A 20,134-nucleotide genomic window follows, 5' to 3' on the forward strand; every position below is an offset into this window, starting at 1 on the left:
GTGATATATGAAGTGCGGTTTGCAAGCCTGCAAGCCGTCATCAAGCAATCCCAATCAAGACGATAACCAACTTAGTTCGTATCAAATACAACCGGTAATGTCTGACTCTCATTCAAGCGTAAACGCGAGAGTTCAAACAGGGCAAAACGATACTCAACAAAGTTAAATACTTGATTGGCCATAGCCAACTTAAACAAAGCGGTTGCTTCGTCAACCTTCCCCAGATTGAGTTGTTGTTTTGCTAGATAAAAATAGGTTTCTGTTAAAATTTCAGCATATTGGGGCGCATACGGCACGGAAAAATCATCGATTTTCTGTTTCAAATCGTCATATGACAATTCGCCCAAATAGTAGTGAACAATATTGGTTCCCCAAAACTCGTTGGACAACCCTTTAGCACGCTCCGCCAAATTTTGTTTTGCTTCGTGCGGTTTATATTTCAATTCATTCAGATACAGCCACAAAGTGCGGTACGGATCGCTCGGATCCGCCTGATAGAATGTTAAAAAATCACGCTCGGCCAACCCATAACGGCCGACATAATAGAAATTCAAGCCCCGATTCAAATAAGCGTATTCGTAATTCGAATCCAAATGCAGAACCGCATTAAACGCATCTAACGATCCGTCGTAATCACCGTCCAGCAAGAGATAAAGTCCCAAATAGTTATAAATCGGCGCTAATTTCGGTTGAAGCATCAAGGCTTGGGTAAAATCATAACGGGCTAATCCCCATAAGCCTAAACTGTCATACAATACACCACGCTCAAAGTGTAAAGAGGCCCGTTCGTTTTTGTCCAGATTACCAACCAACAACACTTGCCCCAAACGGGCAATCATCACTTCCTGATCAAAATGAAGCAACGGATTTTGTTCGGCCAGCGCAACATGATTATCGGACATCAACGGAATGGTCGGACGCATAGAACAGCCGGCTGCAACAAGTAAACACGCCAGCACACAAAACGATTTTGTGTAATCAACGAATTTCTCGGCAATCTTCATTTTATGCCCCCGGATAAAAATTCGGACTGCCGATGCTAATCGCACGGCAGCCGAAACATTTTATTGCTCGTCGTTTTGCTCGACAGTGATTTCTTCAACGGTTTGACCGTTTGCAATATCACGCATGGTTAAACGAATACGGCCTTGACGATCGATTTCAACCACTTTCACCGCCACTTCTTGGCCGACTTGCAAGTAATCGGTCACTTTCTCCACCCGCTCTTCCGCAATTTGAGAAATGTGCACCAAGCCTTCTTTGTTACCGACAATCGCAACAAAAGCACCGAAGTCGGCAATACGCGTCACTTTACCTTGATAAACACGATTCACTTCCACATCGGCGACGATGTCTTCGATACGTGCCATGACCGCTTTTGCCGCCAAATTATCGGTCGCTGCGATTTTCACCGTGCCGTCGTCGGCAATATCAATCGAAGTACCGGTTTCTTCAGTCAGAGAGCGAATCACTGCGCCGCCTTTTCCGATCACGTCTTTAATTTTCTTCGGATCGATTTTCATGGTATAGATACGCGGTGCAAAATCGGAAATCTCGCCGCGCGGGGCAGAAATTGCCTGTTCCATAACGCCCAAAATATGCATTCTGGCACCTTTGGCTTGGTTCAGGGCGATTTGCATAATCTCTGCGGTAATGCCTTCGATTTTAATATCCATTTGCAGAGCGGTTACGCCTTCACGGGTACCGGCAACTTTAAAGTCCATATCACCCAAGTGATCTTCATCACCCAGAATATCGGACAACACCACGAATTTCTCATCGGATTTCACCAACCCCATCGCAATCCCGGCAACCGCAGATTTAATCGGCACACCGGCGTCCATCAGTGCCAAAGAAGCACCGCAAACGGAAGCCATTGAAGAAGAGCCGTTGGATTCGGTAATTTCAGACACCACGCGCACTACATACGGGAACTCTTCGATAGTCGGCATCACCGCCATCACACCGCGTTTTGCCAAACGGCCGTGACCGATTTCACGGCGCTTCGGCGAACCGATCATACCGGTTTCGCCGACTGAATACGGAGGGAAATTATAATGGAACAGGAAGTGGTCGGTTCTTTCACCGGTGATATCGTCAATAATTTGTGCATCACGCTCCGTACCCAACGTGGCAACCGCCAACGCCTGAGTTTCACCACGGGTGAAAATCGCCGAACCGTGCGTGCGCGGCAGTACGCCGGTGCAAATGTCCAAAGCACGGACGGTATCAACGCTACGACCGTCAATACGCGGTTCGCCCGCCAGAATACGGCTGCGCACCACATCGCTTTCCAGTGCGCCCAAAATATCGGCAAGGGTGTTTTCATTCACGTTTTCATCGGTATTTGCCGCCAATAAGGCAGCAATGACTTCCGCTTTAATACTGTCAACCTGCGCATAACGTGCTTGTTTTTCAGTAATGCGATAAGCTTCGCCCAAACGGCTTTCCGCCAACGCTTTTACTTGATCGACAAGTGCGGTATTGACCGCCGGCGCCTGCCAGTTCCAGCGCGGCTTACCGGCTTCCTTGACAAATTCCTTAATGTTTTCAACGACAACTTGTTGCTGCTCATGACCGAACACCACCGCAGCCAACATTTGTTCTTCGGTTAAAATGTCCGCTTCCGATTCTACCATCAATACGGCTTTATCGGTACCGGCCACCACCAGATCCAAACGGCTGTGTTTTTGTTCCGCCATGGTCGGATTCAATACGAATTGCTCGTTGATAAAGCCGACCCGCGCCGAACCGATTGGGCCGTTAAACGGCACACCGGACAAGGAAAGTGCGGCTGACGCCCCGATCATCGCCACGATATCCGGGCTGATTTGCGGATTAACGGAAACCACCGTAGCAACGATTTGGATTTCATTATAGAAACCTTCCGGGAACAACGGACGAATCGGACGGTCGATTAAGCGTGCGATTAGTGTTTCTCCTTCGGACGGACGGCCTTCACGGCGGAAAAATCCGCCCGGAATACGACCGGCGGCATAAGTCCGTTCTTGATAGTTCACGGTCAACGGGAAGAAATCCTGCCCTTCTTTGACCTCTTTTTTCGCTACAACGGTCACAAAAACGGCGGTGTCGTCCATGCTTGCCATCACGGCGGCGCTCGCCTGACGCGCCATCGCGCCGGTTTCCAATGTTACGGTATGTTGACCGTATTTAAATTGTTTAACAATCGGTGTCACAGGTTTTTCCTTTTCAATAAGTGATAAAAAATAAGCTTATCTCTTTATTTGCGACTAGCAAAAATAATCTGCGTCGGGGTGTTGAATTTGGGTAATAGGGATAAAAATGGTTTTCAGATAATTTGAACAGATCATTTTTGATAGCCGCACGCTGACAAAGAGTATAAGCGGTTTCATTATACAGATATTTTGCCTAAAATCGCTAATAATTTATCATATTAGCGCAATATATCGTTTAAACCGCCAATCCGGGGAATTATAAAAACAGATCTGGCTGCAAAAACGGCGCCATTGCCAGAATAACCGCTTGTTGATAAACGCCTTGTCGGCTGGCATTGCCATGTGTCAGCAAACTCATTGCGCCGCCTTTCTGTTTGATGTTTTCGGTTTGAAACAGCTTATCCAAAACCGTCCCCAGCTCGATGTTCGGACTCAGCTGTTCAAAAATATGCAACGGAATCGGCAATTCTGCGCTGCGTCCGACTGACAACCGCACGTTATCGCTGATGACGATATAGGCGCAAGTTGCCGCCCCATAATCAAAGCGTTCGACTCCGGCCTCAATCGCAACATAAAAATCCGCCGCAGGGTAATGCTGTCGGCAATAGCGGATACGATTCACCGCACCGCACTTTGTTTCCGCCATGCTCATCGGCTGATCAGAAACGCCCGATTCGGATTTTGCGCCGATAAATTCAAACGCGTCATCGGCGAAAATTTGCGCCAAGGCCGCCTTGACGGCATTGATTTTGACCGGGTTAGTCGATGCGATTACCACTTGTTTCATTCGTATTTCTCCATTGCTGCCGCAGTAAAACGGGCTTTCAGCGGCATTCGCTCGGCAATCCGTTCACGGTTTAGCCAAAGTGCGGTTTCTGTCGGCTGATAATCCAGCCATAACGACGAATCCGACGGTAAATTCTGTGGCCAACGGTTGTTGACCTTAAAGCCGCGCGCCAAACATTCTTGATGTAATGCCTGATAACGGTCATGCAGAAACGTCAGTTTATTCATGAAAAATTTCACATGCCCCGTACCCAATTTATAATCAAGCGGTTGGCCGTCAAGGCTGTATTTCCCCTTAACGATCGCATTCGGAATTCGGGTCAGTTCGCGGTGTTCAGCCAGCAGATGCTGATCACACAATTCCTGCGGCGGCACAACATTAATTCGAGTCATCGTCGCCTGCCTATGCGCGCACCAATGGCGCGAGTTTGTCCATAGAGGCAATCCGGTAGGTCGGTTGGATAGCGGTAGTATTTTCCTTGCCGTGGCTGAGCCAGCAGGTATCCAGCCCGCTGTTTTGTCCGCCCAGAATATCGGTTTCCAACGTATCGCCCACCATCAGCACTGCACTTTTCTCCGCACCCGCTAAGCTCAGGGCGTGTTCAAAAATGCCGGAATGCGGTTTCGGCAAGCCGATATTTTCCGAAATCACCACAAACTCAAAGTGCGGTTTCAAACCGGTGCGCTGCAAGCGTAAATCCTGTAATGCGGTGAAACCGTTGGTGATAATCCCAAACCGCACTTGCCCCGCCAGCTCGCCCAACATCTGCTCTACACCGTCCAGCGGCCGGCATACATCCGCCATTGCGATCAAGTAGGCATGGTTGAGCTCGCGCGGATCACGGCTCAATTGCTTCGCCCATTGATTAAAACGGGTGGTTTGCAGCTCATCGGCACTGATTTTGCCGTGGTGATAAGCCTCCCACAACGGTTTGGTCAGGGCGCGGTATTGCTCAAAATGGTGTGGTTCGAAATCCACACCGTATTGAGCGAACATTCGGCGTAAACCACTGAATGCGTCAAACGAAAACAGGGTTTCGTCGGCATCAAAAAAAATCCAATCGTATTTCAACATGAGTCCTTTAGTGTTTGGTAAAGTGCGGTTTGGCGTTCGACCTCAGCTTTCAAGCCGGCATAACCATGTTCGGTTTTAATCAACTCAAACAGTTGTTTTGCCTCGACATATTCTTTCTCTAAATAACGCAGCCACTGTTTAATTCGTGCTGCATGATAAAAGCCGCTGTCGTCCTGTTTTTCCAGATTTACATATTGATACAGCAATTGCAACGCCTCAGCCCATGCCAATTTGGGTGCGTTATATTTCACCACTCGGCTGAGATTGGGAATATTCAATGCGCCGCGTGCGATCATCACCGCCTTACAGCCGGTTACCGACAGGCAATCCTGCCCGTCCTGCCAATTCCAGATTTCACCGTTGGCGATCACCGGAATGGTTAACCGTTGCCGAATTTCACCGATTTTCGCCCAGTTAATTCGTTCGGCACGATAACCGTCGGTTTTGGTACGCCCGTGAATAGTGATTTCATCGGCACCGCCTTGCTGCACCGCATCGGCAATTTCGAAGGCTGCGGCATCACTGTCCCAACCTAACCGCACTTTAACACTGACAATCTGTTTTTTATCAACGGCGGCACGAATCGCCTTGGTCGCTTGATAAATCAGCTCCGGCTGTTTTAGTAATGAAGCGCCGCCTTGACTGTTGTTTACCGTTTTTGACGGGCAACCACAATTCAGATCAACACCGTGCGATCCCAACTCGACCGCTCTTTGTGCATTTTCCGCCAGCCAGTCGGGAAACTGCCCCAATAACTGCACCCGCACCGGCGTGCCGCCGGCGGTATAACCGTGTTGGTTGAGCTCCGGACAAAGGCGGTAGAACGCTTTTTTCGGCAACAGTTGATCCACCACCCGCACGAATTCTGATATACATAAATCGTAATCATTCACTTGCGTCAGTAAATGACGCAGCAACGGATCCAGTACGCCCTGCATAGGGGCGAGAATCACACGGGTCATGAAAACGTTTTATCCGTACGTACCAGATAAAACAAGGCAAGTGCGGTCAACGCCCCGAGCGTATCGGCCAGAATGTCTTTTTGCGCGTCCCATTCATCGCCCTGCGATCCCAAAAAGGCAATGCCGTCATCACCGCCGGCGATCACCGCATATTGCCACTCAATCAGCTCATAGCCGGCAGCAATGCTCATAATGAAAAACAGGGAGAAAAACCCCGCCAACACCGGCCCGCACAATTTTCGGCGCAGCAGCCACTCCGCCATCGGAAAGCTGTAGAAACCGATAATAAAATGCGCCGCCCGATCAAAATGGTTGCGCTCTTCACCCAACCAGCCGCTAAGCCAGCGGTTCGCCCATTCGAACGGCACCAATTCAAACGTATAATGCGCACCGATTAAATGCAGAATCAGCCACAAACTCATTAAAATATAAGCCCAATGGCTGAATTGAAAGCGGCGATAAGTGAAAATCAACGCAAAAAATACGATAAAAATAGGCGTAACTTCCGCATACCAAACCGCTCTGGAATAGGGTTCGATACCCGACCAAAGCGCAACCGCCGCAATGCATAACGCCAAAAAAGGCGGGAACCATTGTCGTTGCGACATCATTTCCAGCCTTTACTTTTGCAAATCATGTCATATGCCGCCTGAATTTTTTGCGCTTTCTCTTTTGCCATTTCCATCATCTCCGGCGGTAAGCCTTTCGCCACCAGTTTATCCGGATGATATTCGTTCATCAGCTTGCGGTATGCCCGTTTCACGACAATCTGTTCATCGGTGGCGCTCACGCCCAACACTTGATATGCCGCTTGCAGATTATCGCCATGAGAAGTGCGGTAAGACCGCCCGCTTTGATAACCGTTATCTTGCTGCTGATAGCCGCCTTGTTGATAATCGCCCTGTTGATATTGCCCGCCGGCAGCAAACTGCTGCGAGGCATAAATCATCGCCATCATCTGCTCAAACTGCATTTGCGACAGCCCCAGCTCTTGTGCGATCACACCTAATAATTGCTTTTCACTCTGCTCCAAATGGTTATCGGCAAGCGCGGTCTGGATTTGAATATCCAGAAACATCCGCAGCAAATCAGGACGGCGGCCACAGCCGAAACGAAATTCACGAATCACCTGACGAATCGGAAAATCCGCCTGCTTGCCGCGATTAAATGCCTCTTGCGCCATACGACGAGCATTGGCGTCTAAGTTCAAACGGCTCATAAAGCCCTGCGCCAGTTGAATATCTTCTTCTGTCACCCGCCCTTTTGCTTTGCTTAAATGCCCCATCACCGCAAAGGTCGTTTGCAGAAAAAGCTGCTGTCTGGTCAGGCTTCTACTAAAAAACGAGGAGCTTACGCTGCCCATTTCGTAGATTTTTTTATCGGCAAAATGCCCCAGCACCGTGCCGAAAATCGCGCCCCAAAAACCACCGAAACGGTAGCCGAGAATAAAACCGATAATTTTTCCGATAAAGTTCATTTTTCTTTCCAAAGCCAATCAAAGTGCGGTTATTCTACCTGATTCACGCGCGGTTAGAAAATGTTTCTCTCGTCGGTTAACCGCACTTTGCCTGTCCGACAGCAGATAAAAACAAAAGGCAACCCAAAGGCTGCCTGATTGTGAATAAACTCGACATCACGAAATATAAATAACAAAAGTAGGGGCGGATATCAAATCCGCCCCCTATTTTGAAATAAACTAATGCTTCAATAAGTTACTGCAATTCCAAACCGCACTTTAGGCTTGGTCGCCAATCAGTACCGATTCCAATGCAATTTCAATCATTTCGTTAAACGTCAATTGACGTTCTTCGGCGCTGGTTTGCTCGTGAGTGCGGATATGATCGGAAACGGTGCAGATCGTCAGCGCTTTAGCACCGAATTCCGCCGCAACGCCGTAAATACCGGCGGCCTCCATTTCTACGCCCAAAATGCCGTATTTCTCCATATAATCAAACATTTCCACATCAGGCGTGTAGAACAAATCGGCGGAGAACAGGTTGCCGACCTGCACGTTTACGCCTTTTTGTTTCGCCGCTTCAACTGCGGCGGCAACCATGGAATAATCCGCAATGGCGGCAAAATCATTATCTTTAAAACGGATACGGTTGACTTTGGAATCAGTACACGCCCCCAAGCCGATCACCACGTCGCGGATTTTCACATCGTGACGTACTGCGCCGCAAGAGCCGACACGAATGATTTTCTTCACGCCGTATTCGGTGATCAGTTCTTTAGCATAAATCGAGCAGGACGGAATGCCCATGCCGTGCCCCATAATCGAAATTTTACGCCCTTTATACGTGCCGGTATAACCCAGCATATTACGCACATTGGTTACTTCTTGTGCATCTTGTAAAAAAGTTTCCGCAATGTATTTGGCACGCAGCGGATCGCCCGGCATTAAAACAACATCGGCAAATGCGCCGTCAGCGGCATTGATATGTGGTGTGGCCATAATAAATATCCTCGTTTCAATAAATTAGTGTGAAATTAGTTTTTTTGAAAATCAATTATCGTCGTGCCGTAATCCATCGCCGACACGCCGAAATAATTGGCAAGAGTCTGTCCGATATCGGCAAAGGTTTCACGTTTGCCCAAGAAACCTTTCGGTACATCACTGCCGTACAACAATACCGGAACATGTTCACGGGTATGATCGGTGCCTGTCCAAGTCGGATCGCAGCCGTGATCGGCGGTGATGATCAACAAATCCCCTTCCTGCACCAGCTTCAACACTTCCGGCAAGCGGGAATCAAAATATTCCAGCGCTTGGGCATAGCCCGCCACATCTCGGCGATGGCCGTAATCGGAATCAAAGTTGACAAAATTCGGGAATACAATAGTGTTGTCCCCCGCCGCTTGAATTTCGGCGATGGTTTTGTCGTAAATCTCTTCCAAACCGGTCGCTTTCACTTTGCCGGTAATGCCGGTGTGTGCATAAATATCGGCAATTTTGCCGATAGAAACGACCTCGCCTTGCTTTTCGTCCACCAGTTTTTGCAACACCGTGGCTGAAGGCGGCTCAATCGAATAATCATGACGGTTGCCGGTGCGTTTAAATTCACCGGCTTTCTCGCCGACAAACGGTCTCGCAATCACACGCCCGATATTATAGCCTTCCAGCTCTTCACGTACGATATGGCACAGCTCGTACAATTTTTCCAGCCCGTAGGTTTCTTCATGACAGGCAATTTGAAAGACCGAATCGGCAGAAGTATAAAAAATCGGTTTGCCGGTTTTCATGTGCTCTTCGCCCAATTCGTCCAGAATGACCGTGCCGGAGGAGTGGCAATTGCCTAAATAGCCCGGAATACCGCTTTTTTCCACGATACGATCCAGCAACGCTTGCGGAAAGCTATTCTGATGATCCTTAAAATACCCCCAATCGAACAATACCGGCACACCGGCAATCTCCCAATGACCCGACGGGGTGTCTTTACCGGACGAAATCTCTTTGGCAAAAGCATAACCGCCGATAATGTCGGCTTCGGCGTCCATGCCTGCCGGCACACGCCCCGTCGATTCTTTCGCCGCCATTGCCAACCCCAGTTTGGTCAGGTTAGGCAGTTTTAGCGCCCCGCTGCGGTGTTCATTGTCCGCTTTGCCCGCCGCACACTGTTCGGCAATATGCCCTAAAGTATCGGATCCGACATCACCGAATTTATCGGCATCTGCCGCTGCGCCGATGCCAAAGGAATCCATCATTAAAATAAATGCACGTTTCATGGTTTTTTGTCCTTATTATTAATATACAGTTGCTGAATTAGACTGGGTTTCAGCCCCCAAAGTTCCCAATAAATCGGTTAATAATCCCGAAGCGCCGAAACGGAAATGTGTCGGGTTAATCCACTGTTCGCCTAAAATATCCGCCGCCAACTGCAAATAATCGCGTGCGTCCGCCGCCGTGCGCACACCGCCCGCCGCTTTAAAGCCGACATGCTGCCGCACATTCAGATCGGCAATGGTCTGCAACATGATTTTTGCCGCTTGCGGCGTGGCATTAACGCTGACTTTGCCGGTTGACGTTTTGATAAAATCTGCGCCGGCATTGATGGCAATTTCAGAAGCTTTGCGAATCAGCTCCGCCGTTTGCAGCTCGCCGCTTTCAATAATCACTTTCAGTAAGACGCCGTTTTCCGCACAGACTTTTTTACAGGCGCCGACCAGATCGAAACCGCACTTTTCATTCCCTTTCAGCAAAGTGCGGTACGGAAACACCACATCCACTTCATCGGCACCGTAAGCGATCGCCGCCCTGGTTTCAGCAACGGCAATCTCAATATCATCATTGCCGTGCGGAAAATTGGTGACCGTGGCAATTTTCACTTGCTCCAAACCTAACGCTTTCAGGGTCTTGCGTGCAATCGGGATAAAGCGCGGATACACACAAACCGCCGCAGGCGCCCCAAAATCGGTTTTCGCCTGTCGGCAAAGTGCGGTAATCACCTCATCGGTATCATTTTCATTCAAACTGGTTAAATCCATTAAACCAAGCGCCAGTTCGGCAGTCTTGTTCAAGTCATCGAATGTTGTCATATTTACTCCGTTTTTTATGCTATTCGATAATGACAAACACCACGTCAAGCGTGGTGTTTAGCGTTATGTTATTATTGATGATTAGCCGACCAATGCGATCCCGGTCAAGCCGATAAACAAGCCTGCGATACAAGCACTCATCAAATTGGACAAGGAACCGGCAATAACCGCTTTAATTCCCAAACGAGACACGTCGGAACGGCGATTTGGCGCCATCGTGCCCAAGCCGCCGATTAAGATGGCAATCGAACTGAAATTGGCAAAGCCGCACAGCGCAAAGGTGATGATCGCTTTGGTTTTTTCACTTAATGCCACCGGTGAATCCGCCCCGAGATATTGTACGAAATCCAAATAGGCCACAAATTCGTTAATCACCAGTTTTTGCCCGATCATCGAACCGGCAATATTCGCTTCACTCCACGGTACACCGATAATGAAAGCCAACGGTTGGAATACATAGCCGAGCAACATTTGCAGCGTCAGATCCGGATTGCCGAACCAGCCGCCGATACCGCCGATAATCCCGTTCAGTAAGGCAATCAATGCCACGAATGCCAATAACATCGCCCCGACATTCAGCGCCAATTGCAAACCGGAAGAGGCGCCTGCCGCTGCGGCATCCAACACATTGGCCGGTTTTTCGTCCAAACCGTCACGGTCGATATCGTCATGCGGATTTTCGGTTTGCGGAATCAAAATCTTAGCAAACAATAAACCGCCCGGTGCAGCCATGAAAGAAGCGGCTATCAGATACGGCAACGGCACGCCCATTTGCGCATAACCAATCATAACCGAACCGGCAACCGACGCCAAGCCGCCGCACATAATCGCAAACAGCTCCGACTCGGTCATACGGGCGATATAAGGCTTAACAATCAACGGCGCTTCGGTTTGACCGACAAAAATATTGGCCGCCGCCGACATCGATTCGGTTTTCGAGGTTTTCAATACCAATTGCAAAAAGCCGCCGATAATTTTAATCACCCACTGCATCACGCCGATGTAATACAGAACCGAAATCAAAGAGGCAAAGAAAACAATCGCCGGCAATACGTGCAAGGCAAAAACAAAACCGCCGCCGCCAAAGACTTCGAACATTTTATCGCTGACCAAGCCGCCGAACAGGAAAGCCGTGCCTTCCTTGCCGTAATCAATAACCCGCTGCACGCCTTCCGCAGCCGACAACAGGACTTTTTGACCGGCTTCGACATAAAGAATCAGGGCGCCGATACCAATCTGAAGGGCCAACGCACCCAATACGGTACGCAAATTAATCGCTTTGCGATTATTCGATAACAGAAATGCAATTGCCAACAGCGCAATGATTCCCAAAACACTCATTAATGAGTCCATATTAACCTCGAAAACATAAAATAATTTTTAAAATTTTTGCTACCAAAACATCAAACTCACTATCGATAAAAACGTATGTTTATGTTGATAGTTTTTTGATTTTGCTCACTATACCTCTTTTTTCAAAAAAAGCTGAAAAGATTATTCATAATGCGATCAAAATCAACTTTTTAGAAAATGCGTCGGCTCGAATGAACAAAAAATATTCGTTTGAAGCTCAATAAACCGTAACCACCCTTTCTATACCGCACTTTGCCGCATGCTCTGCCAAATGTGCCATCGCTTCGACCTTCGGGGTCAATCTTGCAATACCTTGCGGATCACGGCAGCCTTTGCTGTGAACCCGAATCAGCTTTAACACCACGTCCGGATAAGGCTTCAGCAATACCGCTACGTTTTCCACCAATTCATAAGCATCAAAAAATCCGTTCACCACAACCAGACGGACTTCTTCAATTTTACCCAGCGGCAGTAAACGACGTAAATTCTCCATATTACGCGCTAAGTTGGCGGGCTTGATTCGCTGTTCGCCGAGCAGGTTATCCGGCACGATACCCTGTTGGTTTTTTCGATCAAAACACAAGCTCTGTAAGCCCAATCCGCTGCCTTTCAGATCAAATAAAAATTTGTCGGTCACGCCAATCAGACTCCGCATGGCGTCGAATTCAAAAAAACCGCTCGAATCCAAATAACAGCTCAAGCCTAAATCATGCACGGCGTGAAATAACGGTACTAATTTACGGTGATGAATTGTCGGTTCCCCGCCCGACACGGTAATCCCGCGAATAAACGGCATTGACGCCTGTATCTGTTCGTACAGATATTGCAAACTGACCGCTTTGCTTTCGGCGGTATAACGGGGAATGGTTTCCGGATTATGGCAATACAAGCAATTCAGCTTGCAGCCCTGCAAAAAGAGACTGATGCGATTCCCCGCACCTTCCACATTGGAAAACGGAATAATTCGGTGCAACGGCACAAACAGATTGCAAAGTGCGGTTTGAATACCGCACTTTTCATTTTTGTACAGATGCTTATGCGGCATTAACATCGTCCGTATCGCGCAATTGGCGATCGAACACTTGTGCGCACTCGTCTGTTCCCGAGCCGAACCAGGTTGTATCACGCAGTACGGCTTCACCTTTGCGAAAACGCTCTACCTCGCTTTTCTTGACCAGATAGCCTGTCACCCGAATCAAATCGGTATTTTTCAGATAAGTCGTGATATAGCGGTAACCCAAAGCAAAAGCACCGTCGATAATATCGACAACGGCATCCAAGTGATCGGTATACGTTTGATCAAATGCAAACAAATCGCCGGTTCCGGACGGGAAATATTGGTGATACGGCGCCGACTGTTTTAAGTGTGCCAACAAAGTCGGTTCCTGACCGACTTTGATACGGTGCGCCGGCGTATTGCCCTTATCTTCCTCGTGATTACTCGCACCGACTTGAGCGTGCAATAAATAACGCCCGCTCGTTCTCTGTGCATATATGCCGTGATGTTCATTGTTAATCGCTTGCAGTTTTTCCATAATCGCCGTAGCTATCTCTTCGCCGCGCGCACTCTGCCCAAAGGTTTCCGTCAATCCCTCTTGTTGCAACAGGTGATTAGTTGCATCAGCCAACCCGACTATCGCAAACATACCGCTGAAATTGGTTTGTTTGATAAAGCCTTCCTGTGCCAGAAAACTGGACTTGAAAAAGTGGCTCTGTTCTACGATGAATTTATGCCTTTTATCCATGGTCGACAGCGCCAGTTTGGCGACTTTCGGTAATAAATGTTCAACCATTTCGTCCACCGACGTACACGCTCTGGCAATCGTCCCCAGCCGTAAACGGGTCAAGGTATAAGCGCCGCCGCACTCCGGCAGTGCATTGTAGCAACTTGCAATGCCGTATTCTTCACCTAAGTCGGCGGTATAATAAGCATCATTGGCAAAAGACGGCTTCGACACCAGCAAACAGGCTTTTGCCGCCAATTCGGCAAATCGGCGTGATGTTTTCTGTTTGTCATAGCGAATCGTCATGTTCGGCGTGGTGTTTTCCAATTCAATCACCGCCTGTAAAATCAGTTTGCCGGCGGTGGTTTCATAAGGGCCGACATTGGCATGGCAAAATGAATCTGGTACGGTTTTATCAATATGATTTAAGAAGCGTTTGATTTTGACGTAATCCTCCGCCTCGTTGGTCATAAACGGTTCCAGCAGACTGTCCAACCGCCCGATATAGACCGGGAATGTGGTGATCGAAGGAACATGGGAATAAATAATCAACAGCCCGTCCAACACCTCATCCAGTGTTGTCGGCACAGGCAAATCCAGAAACCGACATCCGTTGGCGAGATATACCGAATAGTCCGGCAAAATATAACGCGGCCGATAGATTGCATATCCTTCATTCAAATCGCAAATCATTTGATTCTCAAGATAAGCCCACTCTTCTTCGCTGTAGCCGAGCAGCTCTCTGGGATCAATCAAGCGTTCGGCAATATTCCCCAACGTCATCAATTTTTGTTGATAGGTTAAATTTTCCGCTTTCACCGTATCCAAAATATCCTGTAATGTTGCCAACATGCATGCTCCTTGGTTCAATCCATAAAAATTCTGTTCTAAAATACTATAACTAGCCGACTAATGCGACACCCGTCAAGCCGATAAACAAACCGGCGATGGTCGCACTCATTAAATTGGAGAGTGATCCTGCAATTACCGCCTTAATGCCCATGCGGGCGATATCCGCCCTACGGTTTGGCGCCAACGTGCCGATACCGCCGATCAGGATCGCAATCGAACCTAAATTGGCAAAACCGCACAGTGCAAAAGTAATGATCGCCTTGGTCTTATCGCTCAATATCATCGGTGGATTTTCACCTAAATAACGGCTGAAATCCAAATAGGCAACAAACTCATTAATCACTAACTTCTGCCCAATCATGGCGCCGGCAACTTGCTCATTAATCACTAACTTCTGCCCAATCATGGCGCCGGCAACTTGCGCCTCACTCCAAGGAATGCCAAGCAGATAAGCCAACGGCTGGAACACCCGTCCTAAGATCATTTGTAAACTCAATTCCGGTTGACCGAACCAAACGCCAATTCCGCCGATTAATCCGTTCAATAATGCAATCAGCGCAACAAAAGCCAACAACATAGCCCCGACATTCATTGCCAACTGCATACCGGATGAAGCCCCTGCCGCAGCGGCATCCAATATATTCACCGGTTTGTCTTCGGCAGTATTGTGATCAATATCATCATTCGGCTTTTCAGTCTGAGGCACTAACATTTTGGCAAATAACAGCCCGCCGGGGGCAGCCATAAATGAGGCGGCAATCAAATACGGAACCGGCACTCCCATTGCCGCATAGCCGGCTAAAGCAGAACCGGCTATCGAAGCCAAACCGCCGCACATAATCGCAAATAATTCAGACTGTATCATCTTGGCAATATAGGGCTTAACCACCAAAGGGGCTTCCGTTTGACCGACGAAAATATTGGCCGCCGCCGACATCGATTCCGTTTTGGAGGTTTTTAACGCAATCTGTAAGAATCCGCCGATAATTTTAATGATCCACTGCATGATACCGATATAATAAAGCACCGAGATAAGCGAGGCAAAAAAGACAATGACCGGCAATACTCTCAAGACAAAAATAAAACCGCCGCCATCAAAAACCTCGAACATTTTATCACTGACCAAACCGCCGAATAGAAATGCTATCCCATTATTTCCATAATCAATAACCTGCTGCACGCCGTTCGACATTGCCAATAAAGCGTCTCTGCCTGCCGGTACATAAAGAATTAATGCACCGATTCCGATTTGCATACTCAAAGCGCCCAAGACTGTGCGGTAACGAATGGCACGGCGGTTACTCGATAATAAAAACGCAATCAACAATAAAACAACAATACCGACAATACTGAGAAAAGAACTCATAGAAACCTCACTGAACAGATGAACACGCTATTGACGACAGCTCAAGCCATTACCTCACACCTTCCCGACTCATCAACAAATTTGATGGTAATATACGGCAATTTTTGCGGCTAATTTCGCATTATTAAACACCAGATTAATATTGGAATTGAGACTTTCTCCTCCCGTCAATTCTGCGACACGCGCCAACAAAAACGGCGTACTCTCTTTGCCAACAATACCTTGCCGCACCGATTCCTCAACGGCTTGTTCAATCGCCGCATTAATTTTCTCTTCCGCCATGGCAAATTGCACCGGAATAGGATTGGCAATCACCAAACCGCCCTTTAAGCCTACCGCCCATTTTGCCGTCATGGCTTCGGCAATAGATTCTGCCGAATCCAACCGAATACCGACATCAAAAGCACTGCTTTGCGTATAAAAAGCCGGCAATCTATCGGTTTGATAACCGATTAACGGTATCCCAAAAGTTTCTAAATATTCCGTGGTAAGCCCCAAATCCAAAATGGATTTTGCCCCGGCGCAAACAACCGCAACGTCCGTATGCGCCAATTCTTGTAAATCCGCCGAAATATCAAAGGTATGTTCCGCGCCTCGGTGAACGCCGCCGATACCGCCCGTTGCAAATACCCTAATCCCTGCCATAGCCGCGATGATCATGGTTGCCGCGACCGTTGTCGCCCCATTTTTTTTGCCGGCAATGACAAACGGCAAATCTCTGCGGCTGACTTTTTGCACGGAATGCCCCTCTTTTCCAAGCAATTCAATTTCCTCTCGCGACAGCCCCGCTTTTAATTTCCCCCGTATAATGGCAATCGTTGCCGGAACCGAACCATTGTCACGAATCACTTTTTCAACTTCCAATGCGGTTTCAACATTCTGCGGATAGGGCATACCGTGCGAAATAATGGTCGATTCCAGTGCCACGACAGGGATATTATTCGCTAACGCTTGTGCGACTTCCGGCGAAACATCAAGATATTTATTCATAATTGAACCTCTAAAAGTTTTTTAACACTATCGTCAGACAGGTTGGGATTGTTAGTCAATTCAGAAGATAACGCCATGGCGGAACAGCCTTGTGCGTAACGGATACTGTCGGCAAATGTCATATTTTCCAGCCAACAACACGCTAAACCGGCCATCATCGCATCGCCGGCACCGGTGACATTAATAATGTTCACTTTTAAGGGTTCCGCCCAACCTGAAACCCCGTTTTTCTCGCTAAAATACACGCCTTTCACGCCCATGCTCAGTACTAAACGGGTGAGCCCCTGTGCATGAAACCAAGACGCCGCCTTCAACACATCGTCATCGGTCTTAATTTCCAGCCCACTCAGCGCTTCGGCTTCCAAACGATTAGGTTTTAGCGTGTGAATATGTGAAAGCCAGTGCTTAATTTTCATCGCCTTAAAGGTCGATACCGGATCAACAAATATCGGAATACCATTGTTATTACTCAAGATCCATGCCAACGTTTTCTCGCTTAAATTACAATCCAATACAATCACATTCGAATGCTGAATAAAATCGAGGCGTGAAGATAACAAAGCCGGTGTTAGATGATTTAAAATCGCCATATCATTAATAGCAACAACCATTTCACCATGATTATCCAGTAATGAAAGGTAAGTCGATGTTGCTTCATGATGTAATTTATAACAACGATCAACATAAGTGCCGGCCAATTTGGTTCGCTCCAAGACGGTTTCACCATAAAGATCGTCGCCTACCACGGAAATCAAATGCGATTCTTTGCCTAACATCGCAATATTTTGCGCAATATTCCGCCCTACCCCACCGGGGGTACATTTTATTTTACCCAAGTTCGAATCGGAAAATACGATATTATTCAAAGAATAACCGGCAATATCCATATTAGTTCCGCCGATCGTCACAACACGTTGTTGAGGAGATAAAATATAGCCTTTGCCTCGAATCTGCCCTTTCCGCATTAAATTCATAATATAACCGGCCACACTGGAGCGGCTTAATCCTAAAATATCGGCAATCTGTTGTTGGGGAATTAAAGGATCTTTGCGTAACAATTCTAAAATTTGTTGCTCTCGGCTCATAACCAACACCTGTTTATTTTCCAACTTTTGTTTGATTATCAAATTTAATTTCATAAAATAAATAAGCCGTTATTCATTCTGTGAGCGATATAACAAATTCAGAGTGGAAAAAATAAAAAGATGTGATCCGATACACAAAATGCGGTTTATATCAAAATATAAACCGCACTTTATACATAACGCCGTCTCCTTTATTTTTGAAATTATCCTTGTATTTTAGATAGGCAGATAACGAAGCGGAAAACGACAACACAGCCCGCTAAAATACTTTTTTCGTCCTTCCGTCTCCGTTTCGACACAATAAGCATAATTAAGACAAAAAAGTTATTTTCCGGATTTCCTCATATTGCTATACAATTTTGCCAACACGACAGCATTAGCGAGAACCACAAAAACCATGCAAAAACAATATGCGGTTTTGCCGAAAACCGAATGGAGCGCCAGTCGGCTGTGGGAAGTCAAATTCCACAGCTTCGTGCCGTTGTGTCTGTCATTACTGTTGGTCGGACTTGGGGAAGGATTTTTGCTGGTTTCCAATCTTGGGTCGGCGCCTTGGACCATTTTATCGCAAGGCATCGCACTCCAAACCGGCGTCAGCGTGGGCGTCGCCTCGTTTATCGTCAGTTGTGCAGTGATGTTGGCGTGGCTGCCGTTACGGCTGAAAATCGGCTTGGGTACGCTGTTAAATATTATTTTGATTGCCATCGCCCTCGGGCTTTGTGCCGCCGTCATGCAGACGCCTGAAACCGCACTTGGTCGTTTTGTTTACGCACTGATCGGAATTTTGCTGATGGGCGTCGGATCCGCTTTTTATTTGACCTGTCATATGGGATCCGGCCCGCGCGACGGACTGATGGTCGGCTTGTGCCAACGTTTTAAATTAAAGGTCGGCGTGGTGCGCACGGCAATGGAAAGTGCGGTTGCGATTATCGGCTTTCTGCTCGGCGGCACGCTCGGCCTCGCCACGTTACTGTTTGCATTTTCTATCGGCTGGGTGATTCAACTCACCCTACACTTTTTCAACACCGCTGCAAACAAACGATAATTTTTGCAAATAATACTTGCATAATAAAAACAGATTCAGTATGTTAACCACATCTGCTTGATAGGAATTGACAAAAAATGAAAATAATCCGTACCGCTCATCACCATCATCCCTGATTCTTCTTTCAGGCGTTTGGTGTTGCTTGGAAGATAGGCCTCTTCCGAGTCAAGTACGGTAAAACAATGACGACCCCTCGGAAGGATACTTTCGAGGGGTTTATTTTTATATACGGTTTTAAATTTGAAATAATGAGGTGTTTCTATGTTGAATAAAAAACGTTTACGCATCGCCATGCAAAAATCAGGTCGTTTAAGCAAAGAATCACAACAATTGCTGAAACAATGCGGAGTGAAAATCAATTGGAACGAACAGCGCCTGATTGCCTATTCCGAAAATATGCCGATTGACATTTTGCGGGTGCGTGACGACGATATTCCCGGACTGGTATTTGACGGGGTGGTCGATTTGGGGATTATCGGCGAAAACGTGTTGGAAGAAGAGGAATTAGGGCGTTTGTCTGCCGGCGAAGATGTGCAGTACAAAATGCTGAAACGCCTTGAATTCGGCGGTTGCCGTCTTTCCCTTGCCGTGCCGCGCGATATGCCTTACAGCAGCGTGCAGGATCTGCAAGACGCACGCATCGCCACCTCTTACCCGAATCTGTTAAAACGTTATATGCAGGAAGAGGGCGTGCCGTTCAAAAACTGTCTGCTGACCGGTTCGGTTGAAGTCGCCCCCACCGCCGGACTGGCAAGTGCGATTTGTGATTTGGTTTCCTCCGGCGCCACGCTGGAAGCCAACGGTTTGCGGGAAGTCGAAATCATCTATCAATCCAAAGCTTGCCTGATTCAACGTGCCGCCGAACTCGATTCGGAAAAACAAGCGTTAGTGGATAAACTTCTCACGCGTATCCAAGGCGTTCAACAAGCCAGTGAAAGCAAATATATCATGCTGCACGCCCCGAAAGATAAATTGGAAGAGGTGACCGCACTTTTACCCGGCGTAGAGCACCCGACGATCCTGCCGTTGGCGCATGATGACAGCAAAGTTGCCATGCACGTGGTCAGTCAGGAAAATTTGTTCTGGGAAACCATGGAACAACTGAAAGAAGTCGGCGCCAGCTCGATTCTGGTATTGCCGATTGAGAAAATGATGGGCTAAAA

General features: G+C 47.7%; 19 protein-coding genes and 1 other annotated feature. Of the genes, 2 read left to right on the forward strand and 17 right to left on the reverse strand.

Translation table 11 applies throughout. The annotated features are described in order from the left end of the window. Window positions 1-71: 71 nt before the first annotated feature. The 17 genes from nlpI to OA57_RS01160 form a co-directional block, all read right to left on the reverse strand. A complete protein-coding gene (gene nlpI, locus OA57_RS01080; protein ID WP_084589838.1) occupies window positions 72-1,004 on the reverse strand; it encodes a lipoprotein NlpI in 933 nt (310 codons plus the stop codon). A 60-nt stretch (window positions 1,005-1,064) separates the two neighbouring features. Further along, on the reverse strand, window positions 1,065-3,197 hold the full coding sequence (gene pnp, locus OA57_RS01085; protein WP_034612312.1) for a polyribonucleotide nucleotidyltransferase: 2,133 nt from the start codon (window positions 3,195-3,197) through the stop codon (window positions 1,065-1,067). Window positions 3,198-3,453: 256 nt separating this feature from the next. Then, window positions 3,454-3,984 carry an inosine/xanthosine triphosphatase gene (gene yjjX, locus OA57_RS01090; RefSeq protein ID WP_034612314.1) on the reverse strand — a complete coding sequence of 177 codons (531 nt, stop codon included), beginning with the start codon at window positions 3,982-3,984 and terminating at the stop codon, window positions 3,454-3,456. Continuing rightward, window positions 3,981-4,376, reverse strand: coding sequence for a pyrimidine dimer DNA glycosylase/endonuclease V (locus OA57_RS01095; protein WP_034612316.1), 396 nt, complete (start codon window positions 4,374-4,376; stop codon window positions 3,981-3,983). The genes yjjX and OA57_RS01095 overlap by 4 nt, the downstream gene beginning before the upstream one ends. Before the next feature lie 10 nt (window positions 4,377-4,386). Next, window positions 4,387-5,055 carry a pyrimidine 5'-nucleotidase gene (gene yjjG, locus OA57_RS01100; RefSeq protein WP_034612514.1) on the reverse strand — a complete coding sequence of 223 codons (669 nt, stop codon included), beginning with the start codon at window positions 5,053-5,055 and terminating at the stop codon, window positions 4,387-4,389. Then, on the reverse strand, window positions 5,052-6,020 hold the full coding sequence (dusC, locus tag OA57_RS01105) for a tRNA dihydrouridine(16) synthase DusC (RefSeq protein ID WP_034612318.1): 969 nt from the start codon (window positions 6,018-6,020) through the stop codon (window positions 5,052-5,054). The genes yjjG and dusC overlap by 4 nt, the downstream gene beginning before the upstream one ends. Next, window positions 6,017-6,631, reverse strand: a complete 615-nt coding sequence (locus tag OA57_RS01110; RefSeq protein ID WP_200883579.1) for a DUF2238 domain-containing protein — start codon at window positions 6,629-6,631, stop codon at window positions 6,017-6,019. Before OA57_RS01110 ends, dusC begins: the two co-directional genes overlap by 4 nt. Beyond that, the gene (gene djlA / locus OA57_RS01115) at window positions 6,628-7,497 is read right to left on the reverse strand and encodes a co-chaperone DjlA (protein ID WP_034612324.1); all 870 of its coding nucleotides are present in this window, start codon (window positions 7,495-7,497) and stop codon (window positions 6,628-6,630) included. The genes OA57_RS01110 and djlA overlap by 4 nt, the downstream gene beginning before the upstream one ends. 258 nt (window positions 7,498-7,755) lie before the next feature. Then, window positions 7,756-8,475, reverse strand: a complete 720-nt coding sequence (deoD, locus tag OA57_RS01120; RefSeq protein WP_034612326.1) for a purine-nucleoside phosphorylase — start codon at window positions 8,473-8,475, stop codon at window positions 7,756-7,758. 35 nt (window positions 8,476-8,510) lie between these two features. After that, entirely contained in the window at window positions 8,511-9,746 is a 1,236-nt protein-coding gene (deoB, locus tag OA57_RS01125; RefSeq protein ID WP_034612329.1) for a phosphopentomutase, read from the reverse strand. A gap of 18 nt (window positions 9,747-9,764) precedes the next feature. Next, the gene (gene deoC, locus OA57_RS01130; protein ID WP_034612331.1) at window positions 9,765-10,556 is read right to left on the reverse strand and encodes a deoxyribose-phosphate aldolase; all 792 of its coding nucleotides are present in this window, start codon (window positions 10,554-10,556) and stop codon (window positions 9,765-9,767) included. Between the two features lie 81 nt (window positions 10,557-10,637). Further along, complete coding sequence (locus OA57_RS01135) at window positions 10,638-11,909, reverse strand: NupC/NupG family nucleoside CNT transporter (RefSeq protein WP_034612333.1); 1,272 nt, start codon at window positions 11,907-11,909, stop codon at window positions 10,638-10,640. 217 nt (window positions 11,910-12,126) lie between these two features. After that, entirely contained in the window at window positions 12,127-12,954 is an 828-nt protein-coding gene (locus OA57_RS01140; protein WP_052122317.1) for a 4Fe-4S cluster-binding domain-containing protein, read from the reverse strand. After that, complete coding sequence (locus OA57_RS01145; protein WP_034612336.1) at window positions 12,944-14,485, reverse strand: YjjI family glycine radical enzyme; 1,542 nt, start codon at window positions 14,483-14,485, stop codon at window positions 12,944-12,946. Before OA57_RS01145 ends, OA57_RS01140 begins: the two co-directional genes overlap by 11 nt. Before the next feature lie 49 nt (window positions 14,486-14,534). Next, window positions 14,535-15,851: a NupC/NupG family nucleoside CNT transporter gene (locus OA57_RS01150; protein ID WP_034612338.1), complete on the reverse strand. Its 1,317-nt coding sequence runs from the start codon at window positions 15,849-15,851 to the stop codon at window positions 14,535-14,537. A gap of 72 nt (window positions 15,852-15,923) precedes the next feature. After that, on the reverse strand, window positions 15,924-16,841 hold the full coding sequence (locus OA57_RS01155) for a pseudouridine-5'-phosphate glycosidase (protein ID WP_034612340.1): 918 nt from the start codon (window positions 16,839-16,841) through the stop codon (window positions 15,924-15,926). Then, on the reverse strand, window positions 16,838-17,926 hold the full coding sequence (locus tag OA57_RS01160) for a PfkB family carbohydrate kinase (protein ID WP_034612520.1): 1,089 nt from the start codon (window positions 17,924-17,926) through the stop codon (window positions 16,838-16,840). The genes OA57_RS01155 and OA57_RS01160 overlap by 4 nt, the downstream gene beginning before the upstream one ends. A 397-nt stretch (window positions 17,927-18,323) precedes the next feature. On the opposite strand from OA57_RS01160, the gene yczE reads away from it, so the two are divergent. Continuing rightward, the gene (yczE, locus tag OA57_RS01165; RefSeq protein WP_034612343.1) at window positions 18,324-18,971 is read left to right on the forward strand and encodes a membrane protein YczE; all 648 of its coding nucleotides are present in this window, start codon (window positions 18,324-18,326) and stop codon (window positions 18,969-18,971) included. Window positions 18,972-19,068: 97 nt separating this feature from the next. After that, window positions 19,069-19,194 (forward strand) — a sequence feature (His leader region). A gap of 38 nt (window positions 19,195-19,232) precedes the next feature. Next, window positions 19,233-20,132, forward strand: a complete 900-nt coding sequence (gene hisG / locus OA57_RS01170; RefSeq protein ID WP_034612345.1) for an ATP phosphoribosyltransferase — start codon at window positions 19,233-19,235, stop codon at window positions 20,130-20,132. The last annotated feature ends 2 nt before the right edge of the window (window positions 20,133-20,134 follow it).

Origin of the sequence: Chelonobacter oris (assembly GCF_000772535.1) — a bacterium.
In the GTDB taxonomy this organism is placed as follows: Bacteria; Pseudomonadota; Gammaproteobacteria; order Enterobacterales; family Pasteurellaceae; genus Chelonobacter; species Chelonobacter oris.